14 protein-coding genes are annotated in these 17,057 nt (G+C 68.6%); 4 read left to right on the top strand and 10 right to left on the bottom strand.

Annotated elements, in window-relative coordinates:
* The first annotated feature begins 48 nt into the window (after positions 1–48).
* Positions 49–729, top strand: a complete 681-nt coding sequence (locus I1A62_RS43950) for a PhzF family phenazine biosynthesis protein (RefSeq protein WP_124392920.1) — start codon at positions 49–51, stop codon at positions 727–729.
* Here I1A62_RS43950 and I1A62_RS43945 read toward each other — a convergent pair.
* Entirely contained in the window at positions 715–1,431 is a 717-nt protein-coding gene (locus tag I1A62_RS43945; protein ID WP_124392919.1) for a hypothetical protein, read from the bottom strand. The two genes, I1A62_RS43950 and I1A62_RS43945, sit on opposite strands and share 15 nt — an antisense overlap.
* 18 nt (positions 1,432–1,449) lie before the next feature.
* Here I1A62_RS43945 and I1A62_RS43940 point away from each other — a divergent pair, with 18 nt between their 5' ends.
* Positions 1,450–1,752, top strand: a complete 303-nt coding sequence (locus I1A62_RS43940; protein ID WP_124392918.1) for a hypothetical protein — start codon at positions 1,450–1,452, stop codon at positions 1,750–1,752.
* Here I1A62_RS43940 and I1A62_RS43935 read toward each other — a convergent pair.
* The 4 genes from I1A62_RS43935 to I1A62_RS43920 form a co-directional block, all read right to left on the bottom strand.
* On the bottom strand, positions 1,716–2,942 hold the full coding sequence (locus tag I1A62_RS43935) for an aspartate aminotransferase family protein (RefSeq protein WP_219458173.1): 1,227 nt from the start codon (positions 2,940–2,942) through the stop codon (positions 1,716–1,718). The genes I1A62_RS43940 and I1A62_RS43935 overlap by 37 nt on opposite strands.
* Positions 2,943–3,010: 68 nt before the next feature.
* Positions 3,011–4,375 (bottom strand): MFS transporter, encoded by a 1,365-nt coding sequence (locus I1A62_RS43930; protein ID WP_219458172.1) that lies wholly within the window; start codon positions 4,373–4,375, stop codon positions 3,011–3,013.
* Between the two features lie 179 nt (positions 4,376–4,554).
* Positions 4,555–5,634, bottom strand: coding sequence for an alpha/beta fold hydrolase (locus I1A62_RS43925; protein ID WP_219458171.1), 1,080 nt, complete (start codon positions 5,632–5,634; stop codon positions 4,555–4,557).
* 97 nt (positions 5,635–5,731) lie between these two features.
* On the bottom strand, positions 5,732–6,376 hold the full coding sequence (locus I1A62_RS43920) for a Pr6Pr family membrane protein (RefSeq protein ID WP_124392914.1): 645 nt from the start codon (positions 6,374–6,376) through the stop codon (positions 5,732–5,734).
* Between the two features lie 70 nt (positions 6,377–6,446).
* Here I1A62_RS43920 and hrpA point away from each other — a divergent pair, with 70 nt between their 5' ends.
* Complete coding sequence (hrpA, locus tag I1A62_RS43915) at positions 6,447–10,334, top strand: ATP-dependent RNA helicase HrpA (RefSeq protein WP_219458170.1); 3,888 nt, start codon at positions 6,447–6,449, stop codon at positions 10,332–10,334.
* A 38-nt stretch (positions 10,335–10,372) separates the two neighbouring features.
* On the opposite strand, the gene nrdR is transcribed toward hrpA, so the two are convergent.
* Both nrdR and I1A62_RS43905 read right to left on the bottom strand, forming a co-directional pair.
* Positions 10,373–10,837, bottom strand: coding sequence for a transcriptional regulator NrdR (gene nrdR / locus I1A62_RS43910; protein WP_124393031.1), 465 nt, complete (start codon positions 10,835–10,837; stop codon positions 10,373–10,375).
* 180 nt (positions 10,838–11,017) lie between these two features.
* Positions 11,018–11,515, bottom strand: a complete 498-nt coding sequence (locus tag I1A62_RS43905) for a LysM peptidoglycan-binding domain-containing protein (RefSeq protein ID WP_219458169.1) — start codon at positions 11,513–11,515, stop codon at positions 11,018–11,020.
* Positions 11,516–11,731: 216 nt separating this feature from the next.
* Here I1A62_RS43905 and lexA point away from each other — a divergent pair, with 216 nt between their 5' ends.
* Positions 11,732–12,463 carry a transcriptional repressor LexA gene (lexA, locus tag I1A62_RS43900; RefSeq protein WP_192581897.1) on the top strand — a complete coding sequence of 244 codons (732 nt, stop codon included), beginning with the start codon at positions 11,732–11,734 and terminating at the stop codon, positions 12,461–12,463.
* A gap of 132 nt (positions 12,464–12,595) precedes the next feature.
* Here the strand turns inward: lexA and I1A62_RS43895 are convergent, their stop codons facing one another.
* The 3 genes from I1A62_RS43895 to ptsP form a co-directional block, all read right to left on the bottom strand.
* Positions 12,596–13,738 carry an acyl-CoA dehydrogenase family protein gene (locus tag I1A62_RS43895; protein WP_011598578.1) on the bottom strand — a complete coding sequence of 381 codons (1,143 nt, stop codon included), beginning with the start codon at positions 13,736–13,738 and terminating at the stop codon, positions 12,596–12,598.
* A gap of 127 nt (positions 13,739–13,865) precedes the next feature.
* Positions 13,866–15,203, bottom strand: a complete 1,338-nt coding sequence (locus I1A62_RS43890) for a uracil-xanthine permease family protein (protein ID WP_257890691.1) — start codon at positions 15,201–15,203, stop codon at positions 13,866–13,868.
* A gap of 82 nt (positions 15,204–15,285) precedes the next feature.
* A complete protein-coding gene (ptsP, locus tag I1A62_RS43885) occupies positions 15,286–16,956 on the bottom strand; it encodes a phosphoenolpyruvate--protein phosphotransferase (RefSeq protein ID WP_219458168.1) in 1,671 nt (556 codons plus the stop codon).
* Positions 16,957–17,057 lie beyond the last annotated feature (101 nt).

The following is a 17,057-nucleotide window of genomic DNA, read 5'->3' as shown; positions in this document are numbered from 1 at the left end:
ACGGGTTCCTACACAATGCAGGAACACCGGGAGCGATAGGGTGCGTCAATGCCCATCCACGTAGACGTCGTCCGGGTGTTCACCGACGACAAAGGACGCCACGGCAATCCGCTCGGCATCGTCGACTCCTCGGCCGTCCCGCCGGAGGATCGGCAGTCCGTCGCCACCAAACTCGGGTACAGCGAGACGATCTTCGTCGACATTCCCGGGCCCGACGACGAGCACGCGCGCGCCCAGATCTTCACCCCGACCACCGAACTGCCCTTCGCCGGACATCCCACCGTCGGGCTGTCCTGGTGGTTGCACGAGCGCGGCGCCGCCGTCACGACGCTCGACATCCCCGCGGGCCCCGTCGCCACCCGGCGTTCCGGCGCGATCACCTGGGTCCGGGCCCGGCCCGAATGGGCGCCGGAGTTCTCGCTGTACCCCATGGGCAGCGTGCGCGAGGTTCAGGCCGCCGACCCGAAGAAGTTCGGTGCCGGGCACCACTACCTGTGGGCGTGGACCGACAAGGTCGAGCATTCGATCCGGTCGCGAATGTTCGCCCCCGACATGGGCATCACCGAGGACGAGGCCACCGGAGCCGCTGCCGTCCGGATCACCGCGCACCTGCGGCACGCCCTCCTGATCACCCAGGGCAAAGGATCCGAACTGCGGACCACGTACGACCCCGCCGGCTGGATCGAGGTCGGCGGACGGGTCCACCCCGAGAAGTCACGCACCCTCTGACGACGGTCGCCTGCCCCGGCCCGCGGCGAGGTCGGCCTCGCTCAGGCTCACCTCGATCTCCCGGCCCAGCGTCACACCGGGCGCGAGGGGAAGCCGGTCGCCGCTCCAGAATTTGCCGGGGTCGTACCAGTTGGTGCGCCTGCGACCGCTGATCAGACTCATCTCCTCGTACGTCTGCGCGACCACCTCGGCGCAATAGGCGCTTTCGAGACCGGCCGACTGCTCCTGCCGACGGCGCAACCCGGGCAAGCGCCCACCGAACCACCGCGACGCGAGTTTCGCGGTGGACGGGAACGGCGTGCCGTCGAGCCGCGCGATCGCCCGCAGCAACGCGTCCTCCTGCTGCGGCGTCGCCGGTTCGGCGAGCTGACGCAGCCATCCCCGCTGCCCGTACCGCGCACCCCACACCTGGACGGCGGCGCGCAGGTCGTGGAGTTGCACACCACGCTGGAAGCGGCCCGTCCACATGTCCTGCAACGAATGCCCCAGCTCGGCGTGCCACATCAGCGGTGGAAGGTCCTCGAGCACCACCGACATGCCCACGTGGTTGACCGGACTGTTCGTCAGCGTCTGGATCGCCCTGTCGGCCGGGGATTCTCCGCGGAAGATCCAGATATCGCCGGTGCGGGTGACCTCGACCGCGGTGTCGAGGTCGATGGTGGAACCGTGTCGTCGTGCGTCCGTGTGCCGTGGCGCGTCCATGGGCCCTAGCCTAGAAGGATGCGACCCCGTGGCAGGCAATGGTGGAAACTTCTCGGACTCGCCGGTGTGGTGGGTGTCGCCGCGACCGGGGTCGTCGCGGTCCGCGCGGATCGGCAACGCAAGGCGTACACGCCCGACGAGGTGCGGGCCCGCCTGCACGAGCGCTACACCCGCGCGTACGCCGCGCACGACGGGCAGCAGGAGATTGCGCTGTCGGCGCCGACGTGGCGGGACCGGGTCACCGGCGCCCTGCACCGCCTCCGCAGGCGGGGCGCCGGCTCGGATCAGCCCAGCGCCCGGCGGAACCCGTCCGCGAGCTGAGCGACCTGATCGTCCGTCATCACGAACGACGGCGAGACCTGCATCGCGCCCTGCCCGGCGGCGCGGCCCGAGATTGCGAACTCGCGCAACGTGTTCACGAACGGGAGCGCCTCCGCCGGATCGGCCAACTGCACGGCAGCGACCGCGCCGAGACCGCTGCGCACTTCCTCGACCCGCGGGTGGTCGGCGAGGGGCGCGAGGTGCTCGTGCAACGAGGACTCGAGCCGCTTCGACTCCGCCAGCAGGTTCTCGCGCTCGATGATGTCGAGGTTGGCCAGTGCGGCCGCCGCGGCACCCGCGTGCCCGCCGTAGGTGTAGCCGTGCCGCCACCACACGCCGCCGGCGAAGAACGGCTCGGCCACCCGCGGGGCGATGAACACCGCACCCATCGGGACGTACCCGGAGGTGAGACCCTTCGCGGTCGTCATCATGTCGGGCTGCAGATCGAATCGCGTCGACGCGAACCACTCGCCGCCGATGCGGCCGAATCCCGTGACCACCTCGTCGACCACGAACAGGATGTCGTGCTCGCGGCAGATGTCGCGGACCTCCGCGAGGTAGCCCTCCGGCGGCAGATACACGCCGCCCGCGCCGATGACGGGTTCGCAGAAGAACGCGGCGATCGTGTCGGCGCCGACCTTCTCGATCAGCTCGAGCAGGCCCTTGGCGTCGTTCCACGCGACAGTGGCGCTGTCGGGCATCAACTCGCCGTAGCCCTCGCGATTGGCGGGGATTCCCGCCAGCGCAGTGCCCGCCACGTGCATCCCGTGATAGGCCTTCTGGCGGCCGACCACAATCGTCTTGGACGGCTTGCCCATTTCGTGCCAGTAGCGGCGGGCCAGCTTGGCCGCCGTGTCCACGGAGTCCGAACCACCCGAGGTGAAGAAGATCTTGCTGCCCGGCACGGGCGCGATGGTCGCGAGCCGGTCGGCCAGGGCCGCGGTCGTCTCGGGAACGAAGTCACCGAAATTCGAGAAATGGGCCACGGTCCGCAACTGTTCCGCGACGGCGTCCGCGATCTCCGCGCGGCCGTGCCCCACGTTGGTGAACCACAGACCCGCCGTCGCATCGAGGTACCGGTTGCCGCGATCGTCCCAGATGTACGCGCCCTCGCCGCGGGACACCACGAAGGCGCCCTTCTGTTCCACCGCACCCATGTCCGCGAATCCGTGCCACAGTGCCGACGCCATGCTGATCCCTTCGTGAAACCCCGCCCGAGCCGACTATGCCACGGCGCGCCCGGAAGGATCGTGGCGCATCACTTGTGCGCCAGGGCGGTGGGGTGAGCCTCCGTGTCGATGCCCGGGATCCCGCGACCGCGGATGGACGCGCCCGCGGTCTCCGCCACGAAGTACAGCGCGACGAGTCCGACCGCACACGCCGCCATCATGTAGAACGCCGGCATGAGGGTGTTGCCGGTCCATTCGATGAGCAGTTCGTTGACCGCGGGGGCTGTGCCGCCGAACAACGACGTCGACACGTTGTACGCGATGGCGAAACCCGCGAACCGCACGTGGGTCGGGAACATCGCCGGGAACGTCGCCGAAATCGTGGACAACTGCAGGACGTACAGCAACCCGAGCACCGCGAAGGCGACGATCGCCCATCCGAAACCCTGACGCATCAGCAGGTACATGGGGACGGCGAGCACGATCAGTCCCACCAGCGAGCCGTACCACAACGGCTTCCGGCCCACCCGGTCCGACAGCGCGCCCGCGAACGGGATGACCGCCATCATCACGATCTGCCCGACGATGAACAGGGTCAGCGACGCGGTGGACGTCAGCCCGATCTGTGTCTCGAGGTACGTCGGCATGTAACTGAGCAGCGTGTAGTTGGTGACGTTCAACGCGATCACGAGTCCGCCGAGCAGCAGCAGCGGCTTCCAGTACTCGGTGATCAGGTCCTTGAACTCGTGGGTCGTCCCCGACTCCACCGCGCCTTCCGCGTCCAGTTCCCGGAAGACGGGTGTCTCCTCGAGCTTGGTCCGCAGGTAGAGGCCGATCAGGCCCATCGGCCCGGCGATGAGGAACGGGATACGCCAGCCCCAGGTGGACATGAACGGATCACTGGAGAACAGCTCCACCACCAGGACCACGATCGCGCCGAGCGCGTACCCGCCGAGGGTACCGAACTCGAGAAAACTTCCACAGAATCCGCGCTTGCGGTCCGGCGAGTACTCGGCCATGAACGTTGCCGCGCCGCCGTATTCGCCGCCCGTCGAGAAGCCCTGGATCATGCGCAGCAGCACCAGCAGCAGGGGCGCCCAGAACCCGATGGCGTCGTAGCTCGGCACGAGGCCGACGCAGAACGTCGCACCCGCCATCAGGATGATCGTCAGCGCCAGCACCTGGCGGCGTCCGAGCCGGTCACCCAGCGGACCCCACACCAGGCCGCCGAGCGGTCGCACGACGAAGGACACCGCGAACACGAGCAGTGCGTAGAGGGTGGCCGAACCGGTGTCGCCGGGGAAGAACGCGGCCGAGATGTACGACACCGTGAACGCGTACACACCGTAGTCGAACCATTCGGTGGCGTTGCCCATCGCCGACGCCGCGATCGCGCGCCGGAGAACACCTGGTGGGAGGGTTTCCTGCTCGTCTGACGCATCCGCAGATGCCATAGATCCCGCCTCCTGAGGCCGGTGGTCGCGTGTCCTCATTGTGTCCCGAGTGGCACGTGTTGTCGCGAGTTTGCCATTTACGGACGCACCGCGATCCGCATCGCCGGTGTTCCAGCTGGTCGACGCCCCACGTTCGCGGGACGGTCCTCGCCGACCCCGAGGGCAACGAATTCTGCGCGTTACCGGAACGTGGGACCGACGACGGGACGACCGCGTAGCCCGCGCCACCAGGCGGCGGGCCCGCCGTGGGCGACCCAGTGCCGCACGTGGTCCACGTAGTCCGTGGCCACCCGCACCCACTCGCTCCAGGCGCTCGGTGTGGGCAGGGTTTCGACGGAACGGATCAGGAGACGATCGATCGCGTCCGTGACCAGCTGCGCGCGCTCCAGCTGCACCATGTGCCCTGCACCGGGCACCTTCACCAGTTCCACGTCCGGCAGATGCCCGGCGATGGCCTTCGAATACCGGAACGGGGTCAGCAGGTCGCGGTCGCCGCACACCACGAGCGTCTCGATCGGCGCGAGCAACGGCACCGCGGCCGTCTCGTCGTGATTCTTGAACGACGGCAGGAAGTCGACGAGCGTCTTGAGGGACGTGTCGTTGATCATCTGCTCGGAGTGCCACATGATCGCCGGGCTGATGCTGCGGTCACCGAACGACGCCGACCTCAGGATCGGCGCCAGCACCCGCTTGCTCGCGCCGCGACCGCTCTGGACCACCCGGGGCAGGTGACGGGCCGCGGTGCTGAATCCGGCGACGACGGGTGTGTTGAGGGTGCGCGCGAGCCCCACGTCACCGAGCTTCTCCGCCGCGGTGGCGATCAGGCCCACCCCGACGATGCGGGAACCGATCAGATCGGGATTCCGGCCGACATACGAGAGTACGGCCATACCGCCCATCGAGTGGCCGACCAGCACGATCGGTCCCTCCGGCACCAGCGCTCGGATGACCGCGTCGACGTCCTGCGCGAGATGCGGGATCGTGCACGTGTCCCGGCGCGGCACCCCGGAGCTGCCGTGGCCGCGCAGGTCGAAGAACACCATGCGGATCGTCGAGCCCCACGTCTCCTCGAGCTGAACCCGCTGGAAGTGCCAGCCGGTCATGCGGTTGCAGAAGCCGTGGACGAACACCACGGTCAGCGGGGCGAACGCCGGACCAACCTCGCGCACCGCGAGTGGGACCCCGTCGTCGGCGGCGACGACACTGCCGCGGTCGCGGGTGAGCAGGTCGAAGGTCTCCCCTGCGAACTCGTCGAACATAGTCTCCCAGCCGTTGCCGAAGTCACGGATGATCGCGTGGACGCCTGTCGTGTGGAGGATAGCGCGGCCTGCGAATCGGCTGTGCGAGGCTTCGCCGCTACCGGTCCTCGCCATACCGGCGGCGGGCACCGAGGCGTCCCACCGCGTTCACGGCGAGCGCCATCAACGCCATCGCCAGAAGCAACACGACCGCGGTGACGGCCAACTGGAGGTACCCCTGATCCCGAGGGTCCAGGAACGGATACGGGTACCAGTCGACGATCGGGCCGCGGATCAGGGAGTAGCCGCCGTACACGGCCGGAAAGATCAGCCAGCCGAGGCTCTGGGCGTCGGAGATCCGCACCCGGGACGGGGCGAGCACCCAGTCGAGCAGCAGAACGAGAGGCAGCAAGCGGTGCAGGGCCGTGTTGATCCAGGCGTCCTGCAGCATGACGTCGACATTCGCCAGCAGCACCGCGTACACGATTCCGGTGATGACCATGTACAGCGTCGTCGCACCGCGGAACAGCTGCCAGCGCCGCGACTGCGGATCCCGGACCGCGCCGATCAGGAGAACGACGACGGCGAGGATGTTGCTCTCGATGGTGAAATAGCTGAGGTAGTCGGCCGTCGAGAAGTCGGCGCTGCCGGCGTTGCGGAGGGGTATCCACAGCAGCGCGATCAGCCCGTAGACGGCGAACGCCGCCCGCAGAACCCGAACGATCCTCTGACCTCGCAGCTCCGTGACGACGGCGGCGTCCATCCGCCGATATTCGCACACGGGCGGGCGCGGCACAGGGCGATCCACCGGGTTGGCTAGGCTGGGGTCCAGCATGTCCACCACAGCACCCAGCCGGCGGGAACTGAACAACAGCCTCGGCGAACTCACTCTGCGCGACGAACACCGGCTCCGCCGGCGACTCGACCGTGCCCGCACCCCCGACGCACTCGCCTCCCTGTCCGACCAGATCGACGCCGCACGCGGCCGCATCACCCGGAGACTCGACAGCGTCCCCGCCATCGAATACCCGGACGCACTGCCGGTCAGCCGGCGCCGCGACGACATCGCGAAGGCGATCGCCGAGAATCAGGTCGTCATCGTGGCCGGCGAGACGGGATCCGGCAAGACGACGCAGATCCCGAAGATCTGCCTCGAACTCGGCCGCGGCGTCCGCGGCCTCATCGGACACACCCAGCCCCGCCGTCTCGCCGCGCGGACGGTCGCCGAACGGATCGCCGAGGAACTCCACAGCGAACTCGGTGAGACCGTCGGCTACACCGTGCGCTTCACCGACCAGGTGTCGGACGGCACGCTGGTGAAGCTGATGACCGACGGAATCCTGCTCGCCGAGATCCAGCGCGACCGGATGCTCCGCCGGTACGACACCCTCATCATCGACGAGGCGCACGAACGCAGCCTCAACATCGACTTCATCCTCGGATACCTGCGCCAGCTGCTCCCCCGCAGGCCCGACCTGAAAGTGATCATCACGTCGGCGACGATCGACCCGGAACGCTTCGCGGAACACTTCGCCGCCGACGGCGTGCCCGCGCCGATCGTCGAGGTGTCCGGGCGCACGTTCCCCGTCGAGATGCGGTACCGACCGCTCACGGTGGAAGTCGGCGAGCAGACGTTCGACCGCGACCCCGTCGACGCGGTGTGCGAGGCCGTCGAAGAACTCTCCGGCGAAGGCGACGGCGACATCCTCGTCTTCCTCTCCGGCGAACGGGAGATCCGCGACACCGCCGACGCCCTCCGCGACCGCAGACTGCGCGGCACCGAGATCGTCCCCCTGTACGCGCGATTGTCGGCAGCGGAACAGCACAAGGTGTTCACCCCGCACACCGGGCGGCGGGTCGTGCTGTCGACGAACGTCGCGGAAACGTCGCTCACCGTGCCCGGCATCCGGTACGTCGTGGACCCGGGCACCGCCCGCATCTCCCGCTACTCGGTGCGCACCAAGGTGCAACGCCTGCCGATCGAACCGATCTCGCAGGCGTCCGCCCGCCAGCGGTCCGGTCGTTGCGGCCGTGTCGCCGAAGGCATCTGCATCCGCCTCTACTCCGAGGAGGACTTCGAGTCGAGGCCCGCGTTCACCGAGCCGGAAATCCTGCGCACCAACCTCGCGTCCGTCATCCTGCAGATGACGGCGCTCGGCCTCGGTGACGTCGCCGCGTTCCCGTTCGTGCAGCCGCCGGACCCGCGGGCCGTCCGCGACGGCATCGGCCTGCTCGAGGAACTCGGCGCGATCGAACGGAAAGCCCAGAACGAGCAGCCCGTCCTCACCCCGGTCGGACGCGAACTCGCGCAAATCCCCGTCGATCCGCGCATGGCGCGGATGCTCGTCGAGGCGCACCGGAACGGCTGCCTGTCCGAGGTGCTCGTGATCGTCGCAGCCCTCTCCATCCAGGACGTGCGCGAACGTCCCGCCGAGTTCCAGCAGGCGGCCGACGAGAAGCACGCCCGGTTCGCCGTGGAGAATTCCGACTTCCTCGCCTACCTCGAACTGTGGACGTATCTGCGCGAGCAGCGGAACGAGTTGTCGTCCAACCAGTTCCGCAAGATGTGCCGAAACGAATTCCTGCACTGGCTGCGCATCCGCGAATGGCAGGACCTGCACGGTCAACTCCGCCAGATCACCCGGGGCCTCGGCTGGGACACCACCGGCACCCCGGCAGGCGAGGCGGCGATCCACCAGTCGCTCCTCGCCGGTCTGCTGTCGCACATCGGGTTGCGCGAGGGTGACAAACGGGACTTCCTCGGGGCCCGCGGAAGCCGATTCGCGGTGTTCCCGGGCTCGAGCCTGTTCAAGAAGCCGCCGCGATGGGTGATGGCCGCCGAACTGGTCGAGACGTCCCGGCTGTGGGCGCGGATGTCGGCCCGGATCGAACCCGAATGGGCCGAGAAACTGGCGCCGCACCTCGTGAAGCGCACCTACTCCGAACCGCACTGGTCGTCGAAACGCGGCGCCGCCATGGCCTACGAACGCGTGACGTTGTACGGGATCCCCCTCGTCGCCCGGCGTGCGGTCACCTACAGCACCATCGACCCCGAGACGTCCCGAGACCTGTTCATCCGTCATGCCCTGGTGCAGGGCGAATGGCAGACGCAGCACAAGTTCTTCCACGCCAACCGCGCGCTCCTCGAAGACGTCGAGGAACTCGAGCACCGCGCCCGCAGGCGCGACATCCTCGTCGACGACGACACCCTCTACGACTTCTACGACCAGCGCGTCGGCCCGGAGGCGGTCTCCGCCCGGCATTTCGACTCGTGGTGGAAAGTTGCCCGCCGCAAGAATCCGGACCTGCTCACGTTCACCCAGTCGACGGTCGTCAACGCCGATTCGGCCGCGGTACTCGGCGGCGAATACCCCGACGCGTGGCGTCAGGGCGACATGCAGGTCCCGCTCACCTACCAGTTCGAACCCGGCAACGAAGACGACGGCGTCAGCGCCCGCATCCCGATCGCGTTGCTCGCGGGGCTGCGCGCCGTCGGCTTCGACTGGCTGGTCCCCGGCATGCGCGTCGAACTGGTCACCGCACTGATCAAGACGCTCCCGAAGACCCTTCGCCGACAGGTGGTTCCGGCACCGGACTTCGCGGCCGCCGCACTGGCCGCGGTGAAACCCCGCTCCGAACCGCTCACCACGGCGATGGCACGCGAACTGTCCCGGCTCGGTGCCTGCCGCATCGATCCGAAGGATTTCGACGTCACCGCACTCCCCGACCACCTGCGCATGACGTTCGTCGCCGTGGACGAGAAGGGCGCCGTCCTCGGCCGGAACAAGGACCTCGCGTCGCTGCGCAAGTCGCTCGCACCCCGCGTCCAGGTGGAAGTGGCGAAGGCGGCGTCGAACTCGGAGCGACCGCCCGCACTCACGTGGACCCCCGCCACCCTCGGTTCCCTCGAGGCCACCGTCACACGCGAACTCGGCGGGCAGAAGGTCACCGGCTACCCCGCCCTGGTCCCGGAGGGTGACGGTGTCGCCGTCCGCGTCCTCAGCACCGCCGCCGCCCAGCGAACCGCGATGCGCGACGGAACGCGCCGGCTGCTGCTGGCCGCCGTTCCCACCCAGGCGAAGACGGTGACGTCCGGTCTGGGCAACGCACAGCGACTGGCGCTCGGGCAGAACCCCGACGGCAGCCTCGACGCGTTGATCGACGACTGTCGCACCGCCGCCGCGAACCAGTTGATCGCCGCACACGGCACCCCGGTGCGCACGCCGCAGGAATTCGACGCCCTCGTGGTGAAAGCGCGTGCGGAGATGGCCCGGAACGTGGCGGTGCTCGTGCGACTGGTGTCGCCGGTGCTCGAAGCGGACCACCGGCTCGCCGTCGTGCTGGAACGCGCCACCGGTGAGGCCGCCGACGACGTGCGGGAACAACGGCAGTCGCTGCTGTTTCCCGGATTCGTCGCCGACATCGGCGCCACCCGCCTCCGCGAACTGCCCCGCTACCTCGCTGCCGCGGTCGCACGGCTCGAAGCCCTGCCCGGGAGCGCACCGCGCGACCAGAAGGGAATGGATGCCCTCGACCGCGTGTACGCCGGATACGAGCGCATGCTCGCCGGCCTGCCGGAAGAACGGCAGCACTCACCCGAGGTCGACGCGATCCACTGGATGATCGAGGAACTGCGCGTCAGCCTGTTCGCTCAAACCCTCGGAACACCGGTCCCGGTCTCCGAGAAGCGGGTACTGGGCGCCATGCAGAAGGTGCGCTGACGCGCAGGGCAATGCAAGAAGTGCGCGGACGCGCAGGCTCAGGCGCCGTCGCGGGATTCGCGGTGTTCGCGTAGCTCTTTGATCTCGCGCGCGAAGTCCTCGGCGGAGCTGAACGACCGGTACACGGACGCGAAACGCAGATATGCGACCTCGTCGAGGTCACGAAGCGGACCGAGGATGGCGAGGCCCACCTCGTTGCTCGGGATCTCCGCGGAACCCGACGCGCGGACCGCGTCCTCGACCTGCTGGGCAAGGAGATTCAGTGCGTCGTTGTCGACCTGCCGGCCCTGGCAGGCGCGGCGGACACCCCGTACCACCTTCTCCCGGCTGAACGGTTCGGTGACCCCACTGCGTTTGACGACCGACAGGACGGCGGTCTCGACGGTGGTGAACCGTCGACCACACTCGGGGCACGACCGGCGGCGGCGGATGGCCTGTCCCTCGTCGGCTTCGCGCGAATCGACCACACGTGAATCGGGGTGCCGGCAGAACGGGCAGTGCATGGCGATTCCTTCGTCGTAGCCGTCGTGGCCGCAACTGTTCGCCTCCCCCGATGGCGAACCGACGAAAACGGATTCACGCAGCGGATGCACGATCTCGACGCGACCACACGCGGTGGTGGGACTGACAGCCTCCGAGACTACTCGGCCGTCCGGCGGAACAGTCATGCAGAGCCACCCCCGTCACCGGGTCGCGGACGACGGGACGATCAGACTCTGGCCCGGGTGCAGCGCCGAATTGGACATGGCATTGAGCTCCATGATCCGCTCGATCACCTGCGCCACCGGCATTCCCGGTGCGATCCGCGCTGCGACCGCGGCCAGGCTCTCGCCCTGCTGCACCTGCACGACCTCCGTGGCCGCCGAATTGCTCACACTGCCGCCGGTGGCGAGTTGGGCCACCCCGGCGAGCCCGCACAACACACCGGCGGTGATCACGACACCGGCGAGCACCGTCCGCCAGCCGACGTCGTTCGCGCCGCGTTCGTGGCCGGCGCGGGAGACTCCGGTGTGGGTGGGCCGGTACGCGACGGCGCCGGACGACGGACGGCGCAACTCCCCGTCGGTGCGCCGGCGACGCGGTTCGGTGCGGTACGACCGCGCGGCGCCGGAACGGACGACACCCCGCTCGAGTGCCTGCCGGTTCAGCACTGCCTGCCGATGGAGAACTGCGTTGCTCATCGGTACCTCCGCTGCTCGTGGCGTTCGATCACGCGTTCGAAAGAACACATGTTCGATTTCTACCACGACCCTCCGACAAAGTCTCTACTTCTGGCGACACATGTCGAACAGATGTTTGAAACTCCGAGGAAAGCGGGATAGATTCGTGTCACGCGGCACAGCAGTCACATGCGACCCATACCGACAAGATCGACACACAGACGGAGGCACCTCGCCATGAAGGACGACAGCTCGACCGACGGTTCGACTCCACGTGTGAGCGGTGGCTCCGCCGCCGGGTTGACCGACCGGCAGCGCCGTGTCCTCGAGGTGATCCGCACATCGGTCAACGAGCGCGGTTACCCGCCGAGCATCCGCGAGATCGGCGACGCGGTGGGGCTCACCTCCACGTCGTCCGTTGCCCATCAGTTGCGGACGCTGGAGCGGAAGGGCTTCCTCCGCCGGGACCCGAACCGTCCGCGCGCCGTCGACGTGCGCGGTCTCGACGAGGTCGCGGCGGGCGCCGCCGCGAACGCAGGCGCCGCTGCCGGGTTGGCCGCCGTCAAGACCGGGACCGACGGCACACCCCTGCCGGAGCCCACGTTCGTACCCGTCCTCGGCCGGATCGCCGCCGGTGGCCCGATCCTCGCCGAGGAAGCCGTCGAGGACGTCTTCCCGCTCCCCCGTGAACTCGTGGGCCAGGGTTCGCTGTTCCTGCTCAAGGTCGTCGGCGAATCGATGATCGACGCCGCGATCTGCGACGGCGACTGGGTGGTTGTCCGTCAGCAGAACGTGGCGGACAACGGGGACATCGTGGCAGCGATGATCGACGGCGAAGCCACCGTCAAGACGTTCAAGCGCACCGACAGCGAGGTGTGGCTGATGCCGCACAATCCGCTGTTCGATCCGATCCCCGGCAACGACGCCGCGATTCTGGGCAAGGTCGTCACCGTCATGCGCAAGATCTAGTCCTGCCGTATCCAGTCCCTGCCGTCGGCAGACACGAGTGGGCCCCACGGCGATCGCCGTGGGGCCCACTCGCATCCATCCGGGTACGGCCGGAGGCCGGAGTTCGTTTGCAGATACGCAGGTCGCGCGTCGTCAGAGATTGAGTCCGCGACCGATGATTTCCTTCATGATCTCGGTGGTGCCGCCGTAGATGGTCTGGACCCGAGAATCCATGTACGCCTTCGCGATCGGATACTCCTTCATGTACCCGTAGCCGCCGTGCAGCTGCAGGCACCGGTCGATCAGCCGGACCTGCGCCTCAGTGGTCCACCACTTGGCCATCGCCGCTTCCTGCACCGACAGCTTCTCGTCGTTGAGCAGTTCGATGAACTTGTCGACGAGGACCCGGACGGCCGTCGCCTCGGTGGCGAGTTCGGCGAGCACGAAGCGCGTGTTCTGGAAGCTGCCGATCGACTTTCCGAAGGCCTTCCGGTCGCGGCAGTACTGGATCGTCATGTCCAGCGCCGATTCCATTGCGGCGGCGGCCACCACGGCGATCGACAGCCGCTCCTGCGGGAGGTTCTTCATCAGGTAGAGGAATCCCATGCCTTCCTCACCGAGGAGGTTGGCGGCGGGGACGCGGACGTCGGTGAAGCTCAGCTCCGCGGTGTCCTGGGCCTTCATCCCGATCTTGTCGAGGTTGCGGCCGCGTTCGAAGCCCGGCATGTCTCGTTCGACCACGAGGAGGCTGAATCCCTGTGCGCCCTTGTCTGGATCGGTACACGCGACGACGATCACGAGGTCGGCGTTGATGCCGTTGGTGATGAACGTCTTGGAACCGTTGAGGACCCAGTCGTCGCCGTCGCGCACGGCGCGCGTCTTGATGCCCTGCAGGTCGCTGCCGGTTCCCGGTTCGGTCATCGCGATCGCCGTGATCAGCTCACCCGACGCGAAGCCGGGCAGCCACCGCTGCTTCTGCTCCTCGTTGCTCAGCTCGAGCAGGTACGGCGCGACGACGTCGTTGTGGAGCGTGAAGCCGATGCCGCTGTATCCACCGCGGGTCGTCTCCTCGGTGATGATCGCGTTGTACCGGAAGTCGCGCACGCCGCCGCCGCCGAATTCCTCCGGCACGGCCATGCCGAGAAAGCCCTGCTTTCCGGCCTCGACCCACAGGCTGCGGTCGACGATGTTCTGCTCTTCCCACTTGGCGTGGTTCGGCTCGGCGTGCTGTGCGAGAAACTTGCGGTACGACTCCCGGAACAGTTCGTGCTCCGGTTCGAACAGGGTGCGCTCCACGCCGACTCCTCGTATCAACTGTCTGTTACGTCTCGTTCGAGATACGTCTCGTTCGACGGTAGAGGCGAGGACCTACGGGGTGAATGACCCAGGTGATCGGGATTCGTGACCCATCCGGTCGCCGGTGTCAGGGCTTACGGAACCGCGCGAGCCGGCGCATCACCGGGTAGGCGACGAGGATTCCCACCGAACCCCAGGCGATGCCACCGAGTTCCACCGATCCGATCGTCAACGTCAGGTCGCCGATGCCGGCGACGAGCGCCGCGGCCACCACGGTGAGGTTCACGGGATCGGTGAAGTCGACCTCGGCGTCCATCCAGATCCGCACACCGAGGACGCCGATCAGTCCGTACAGCACGAGGGTGGCGCCGCCGATGACACCGTTCGGCACGGTGAAGACGAGGGCCCCGAACTTCGGTGAGAACGCGAGCACCACGGCCGTGGCGGCCGCGACCCAGTAGGCAGCGGTGGAGTACACCCGCGTCGCGGCCATCACGCCGATGTTCTCGGCGTAGGTGGTGGTTCCGGACCCACCGCCGAACCCGGCGAGGGTGGTGGCCAGTCCGTCCGCGACGAGGGCATTGCCGGCGACGACGTCGAGGGAGCGACCCGTCATGGCCGACACCGCCTTGACGTGACCGACGTTCTCGGCGATCAGGACGATCACCACCGGCAGGGTCAGCGCGATCACGGACCATTCGAACGTCGGCCCCCGCAGTTCGGGCACGCCGAACCAGGCCGCGTCTCGTAACGCCGTCACCCGCTCCTCCGCGAGACCGCCGGTCACCGCGGCGAACACCCAGCCGACGACGACGCCGACGAGGATGCCCAGGCGGCCCAGCAACCCCGGGCCGAGAACGGTCACGAGCAGGATCGCGAGCAGGGTGACCCCTGCGATCAGCGGTTGCGACTCGAACGAATCCACGGCGGTGGGTGCGAGATTGAGCCCGATCAGTGCCACCACGGCACCGGTGACGACTGGTGGCATCACCGCGTCGATGACCCGCGACCCGGCCAGCTTCACCGCGACACCGATGACGAGCAGCAGCAGACCCGCGGCCGCGACGCCGCCGAGTTGCGCTGCGGGACCGGAACTCTGCGACGCCGTCAGCGGCGCGATGAATGCGAACGACGACCCCAGGTAGCTGGGGATGCGGCCGCGCGTGATGAGCAGGAACAGGGCGGTCCCGATCCCCGAGAACAGCAGCGTCGTGGTGACCGGGAACCCGGTGATGGTCGGCACCAGGAGGGTGGCGCCGAACATCGCGATGACGTGCTGCATCCCGATTCCGACCGTGCGCGGCCAGGTGAGGCGCTCGCCGGGAGCGACCACCTCGCCCTCCCCGATCCGCCTGCCGTCGCCGTGCAGTGTCCACCCGAAGGCCCGCGTGGGGGCGGACACCTCGGCAGAGCCGCCGACCGGACCGTCGGGGGTGCCGGGTGCGCCGGTTTCTCGTTTCGTCACAGTTGGCCAATCGTAGGCACGATCTGCGAGTTTCGCGCCCTCGGGACCGAATCCCGCCGAAAATCGTGACGGGGAACCGGGACTACGTGCCGAGCACCCGCACCGCCGCGGCCCGCGCCTCCGCGGGATCGCTCGTGGCGAGCACGTCCTCGGCGGCCCGGCGGCAGTCGTCCAGCGTGACCGATCCCACCTTCGCCCCCACTCCGGAGACGGCGGCACCCGCGCAGGACAGCGACGTGACCCCGAGTCCGATCAGCACGCAGGCGAGCAGCGGGTCGGCGGCGGCCTCGCCGCAGACGCCGACCGGTTTGCCTGCCGCGACGCCGGCCTCGGCCGTGCGCGCGACGAGAGCGAGAACGGCCGGCTGCCAGGGATCGGTGAGCGAGGCCAGGTCGGAGGACATCCGGTCGGCGGCCATCGTGTACTGCGCGAGGTCGTTCGTGCCGATGGACAGGAAGTCGACGTGGCGCAGGAGGCGGTCGGCCAGCAGCGCCGCGGCAGGCACCTCGACCATCACCCCGGGCACGAGGCCGCGGGCGCGGACCTCGGCCGCGAAGGATTCGGCCTCGGCAGGAGTCGAAATCATCGGCGCCATCACCCACGGCTGCGACTGCGTCTGCTTCGCCGCGGCGGCGACGGCGTCGAGTTGCCTGCTGAGGATGCCCGGGTTCTGTTCGGCGATGCGGATACCGCGGACCCCGAGCGCCGGGTTTGCCTCTTCGGCGTGGTTGGCGAAGCGCAGCGGCTTGTCCGATCCCGCGTCGAGGGTCCGGATCACCACTTTCCGGCCCGCGAACGCGTCGAGCACCTCGCCGTAGATCTCGGCCTGCTCGTCGACGCCGGGCTCGGAATCGCGGTCCAGGAAGCACAACTCGGTGCGGAACAGTCCGACGCCCTCGGCGGCGGTCCCGGACGCCGACCGCGCCCCGGCCCCGTCCTGCACGTTGGCCAGAATCGAGACGGCGTGGCCGTCGCTGGTGCGGCCCGGCCCTTCCCAGGACTGGATGCGGAGCCGTTCGGCGCGCCCGTGCTCCACGGCGGCGCGGGCCTCGACGGGGTCCGGTTCCATCACGAGTTCGCCCGCCGAGCCGTCGAGGAGGACCGGGGTGCCCGAGACGACGGATTCGAGATCACGCACCGCGACGACACACGGGATGCCCAACTGCCGCGAGATGATCGCGGTGTGGCTCGTCGGGCCGCCGAGAACGGTCACGAGTCCGACGATCAGCTCGGGATCGAGACCGGCGGTGTCGGCGGGCGCGAGGTCCTGGGCGCAGAGGATCGACGGGGTCGTGGGCACGGGGATGCCCGGCTCGGGCAGGCCGAGGAGTTCGGAGACGACGCGGTCGCGGATGTCACGCAGGTCGGTCACGCGTTCGGCCATCAGCCCACCCATCTTGGTGAACAGGGTGACGAACTGCTCGGTGGCCTCCGCTGCCGCCTCCCCGGCCGGTGTTCCGCCGGCGATCAGCTTCTGCGCCGCACCGAGCCAGCCGCGGTCTGCGGCCATCGCCGCGTTCGCCTGCAGCACCTCCGCCGCGGCGCCGGAGACGCTCGCCGCGCGGTCGCGGAGTCGCTGCGACACCACGGCGGCCGCTTCCTCGAAGCGGACCTTCTCCGCGTCGCGCGACGCCTCGTCGATCCGGGCGGATCCGGGTGCGACCTCCGGTCGCGGGGCCGGCCAGATCACCGGGGCGTAGGCAATGCCCGGTACCACCGGCGTACCTCGCACGATTTCACGGTCTTCGGTCATCGGGTCCTCCTGGCCGGCTCGTTCTGTCGTCACACAGTCGGAAATGCGAATCGACTATGTGACGGAGATTACTCTCAACTCTTGACATGTCAACACACTCG

It is taken from the genome of Rhodococcus sp. USK10 (genome assembly GCF_019378875.1).
GTDB lineage: Bacteria > Actinomycetota > Actinomycetes > Mycobacteriales > Mycobacteriaceae > Rhodococcus_F > Rhodococcus_F pseudokoreensis.
Note: the sequence above shows the minus strand (reverse complement) of the source record. Positions and strands in the feature narration are given on the sequence as shown.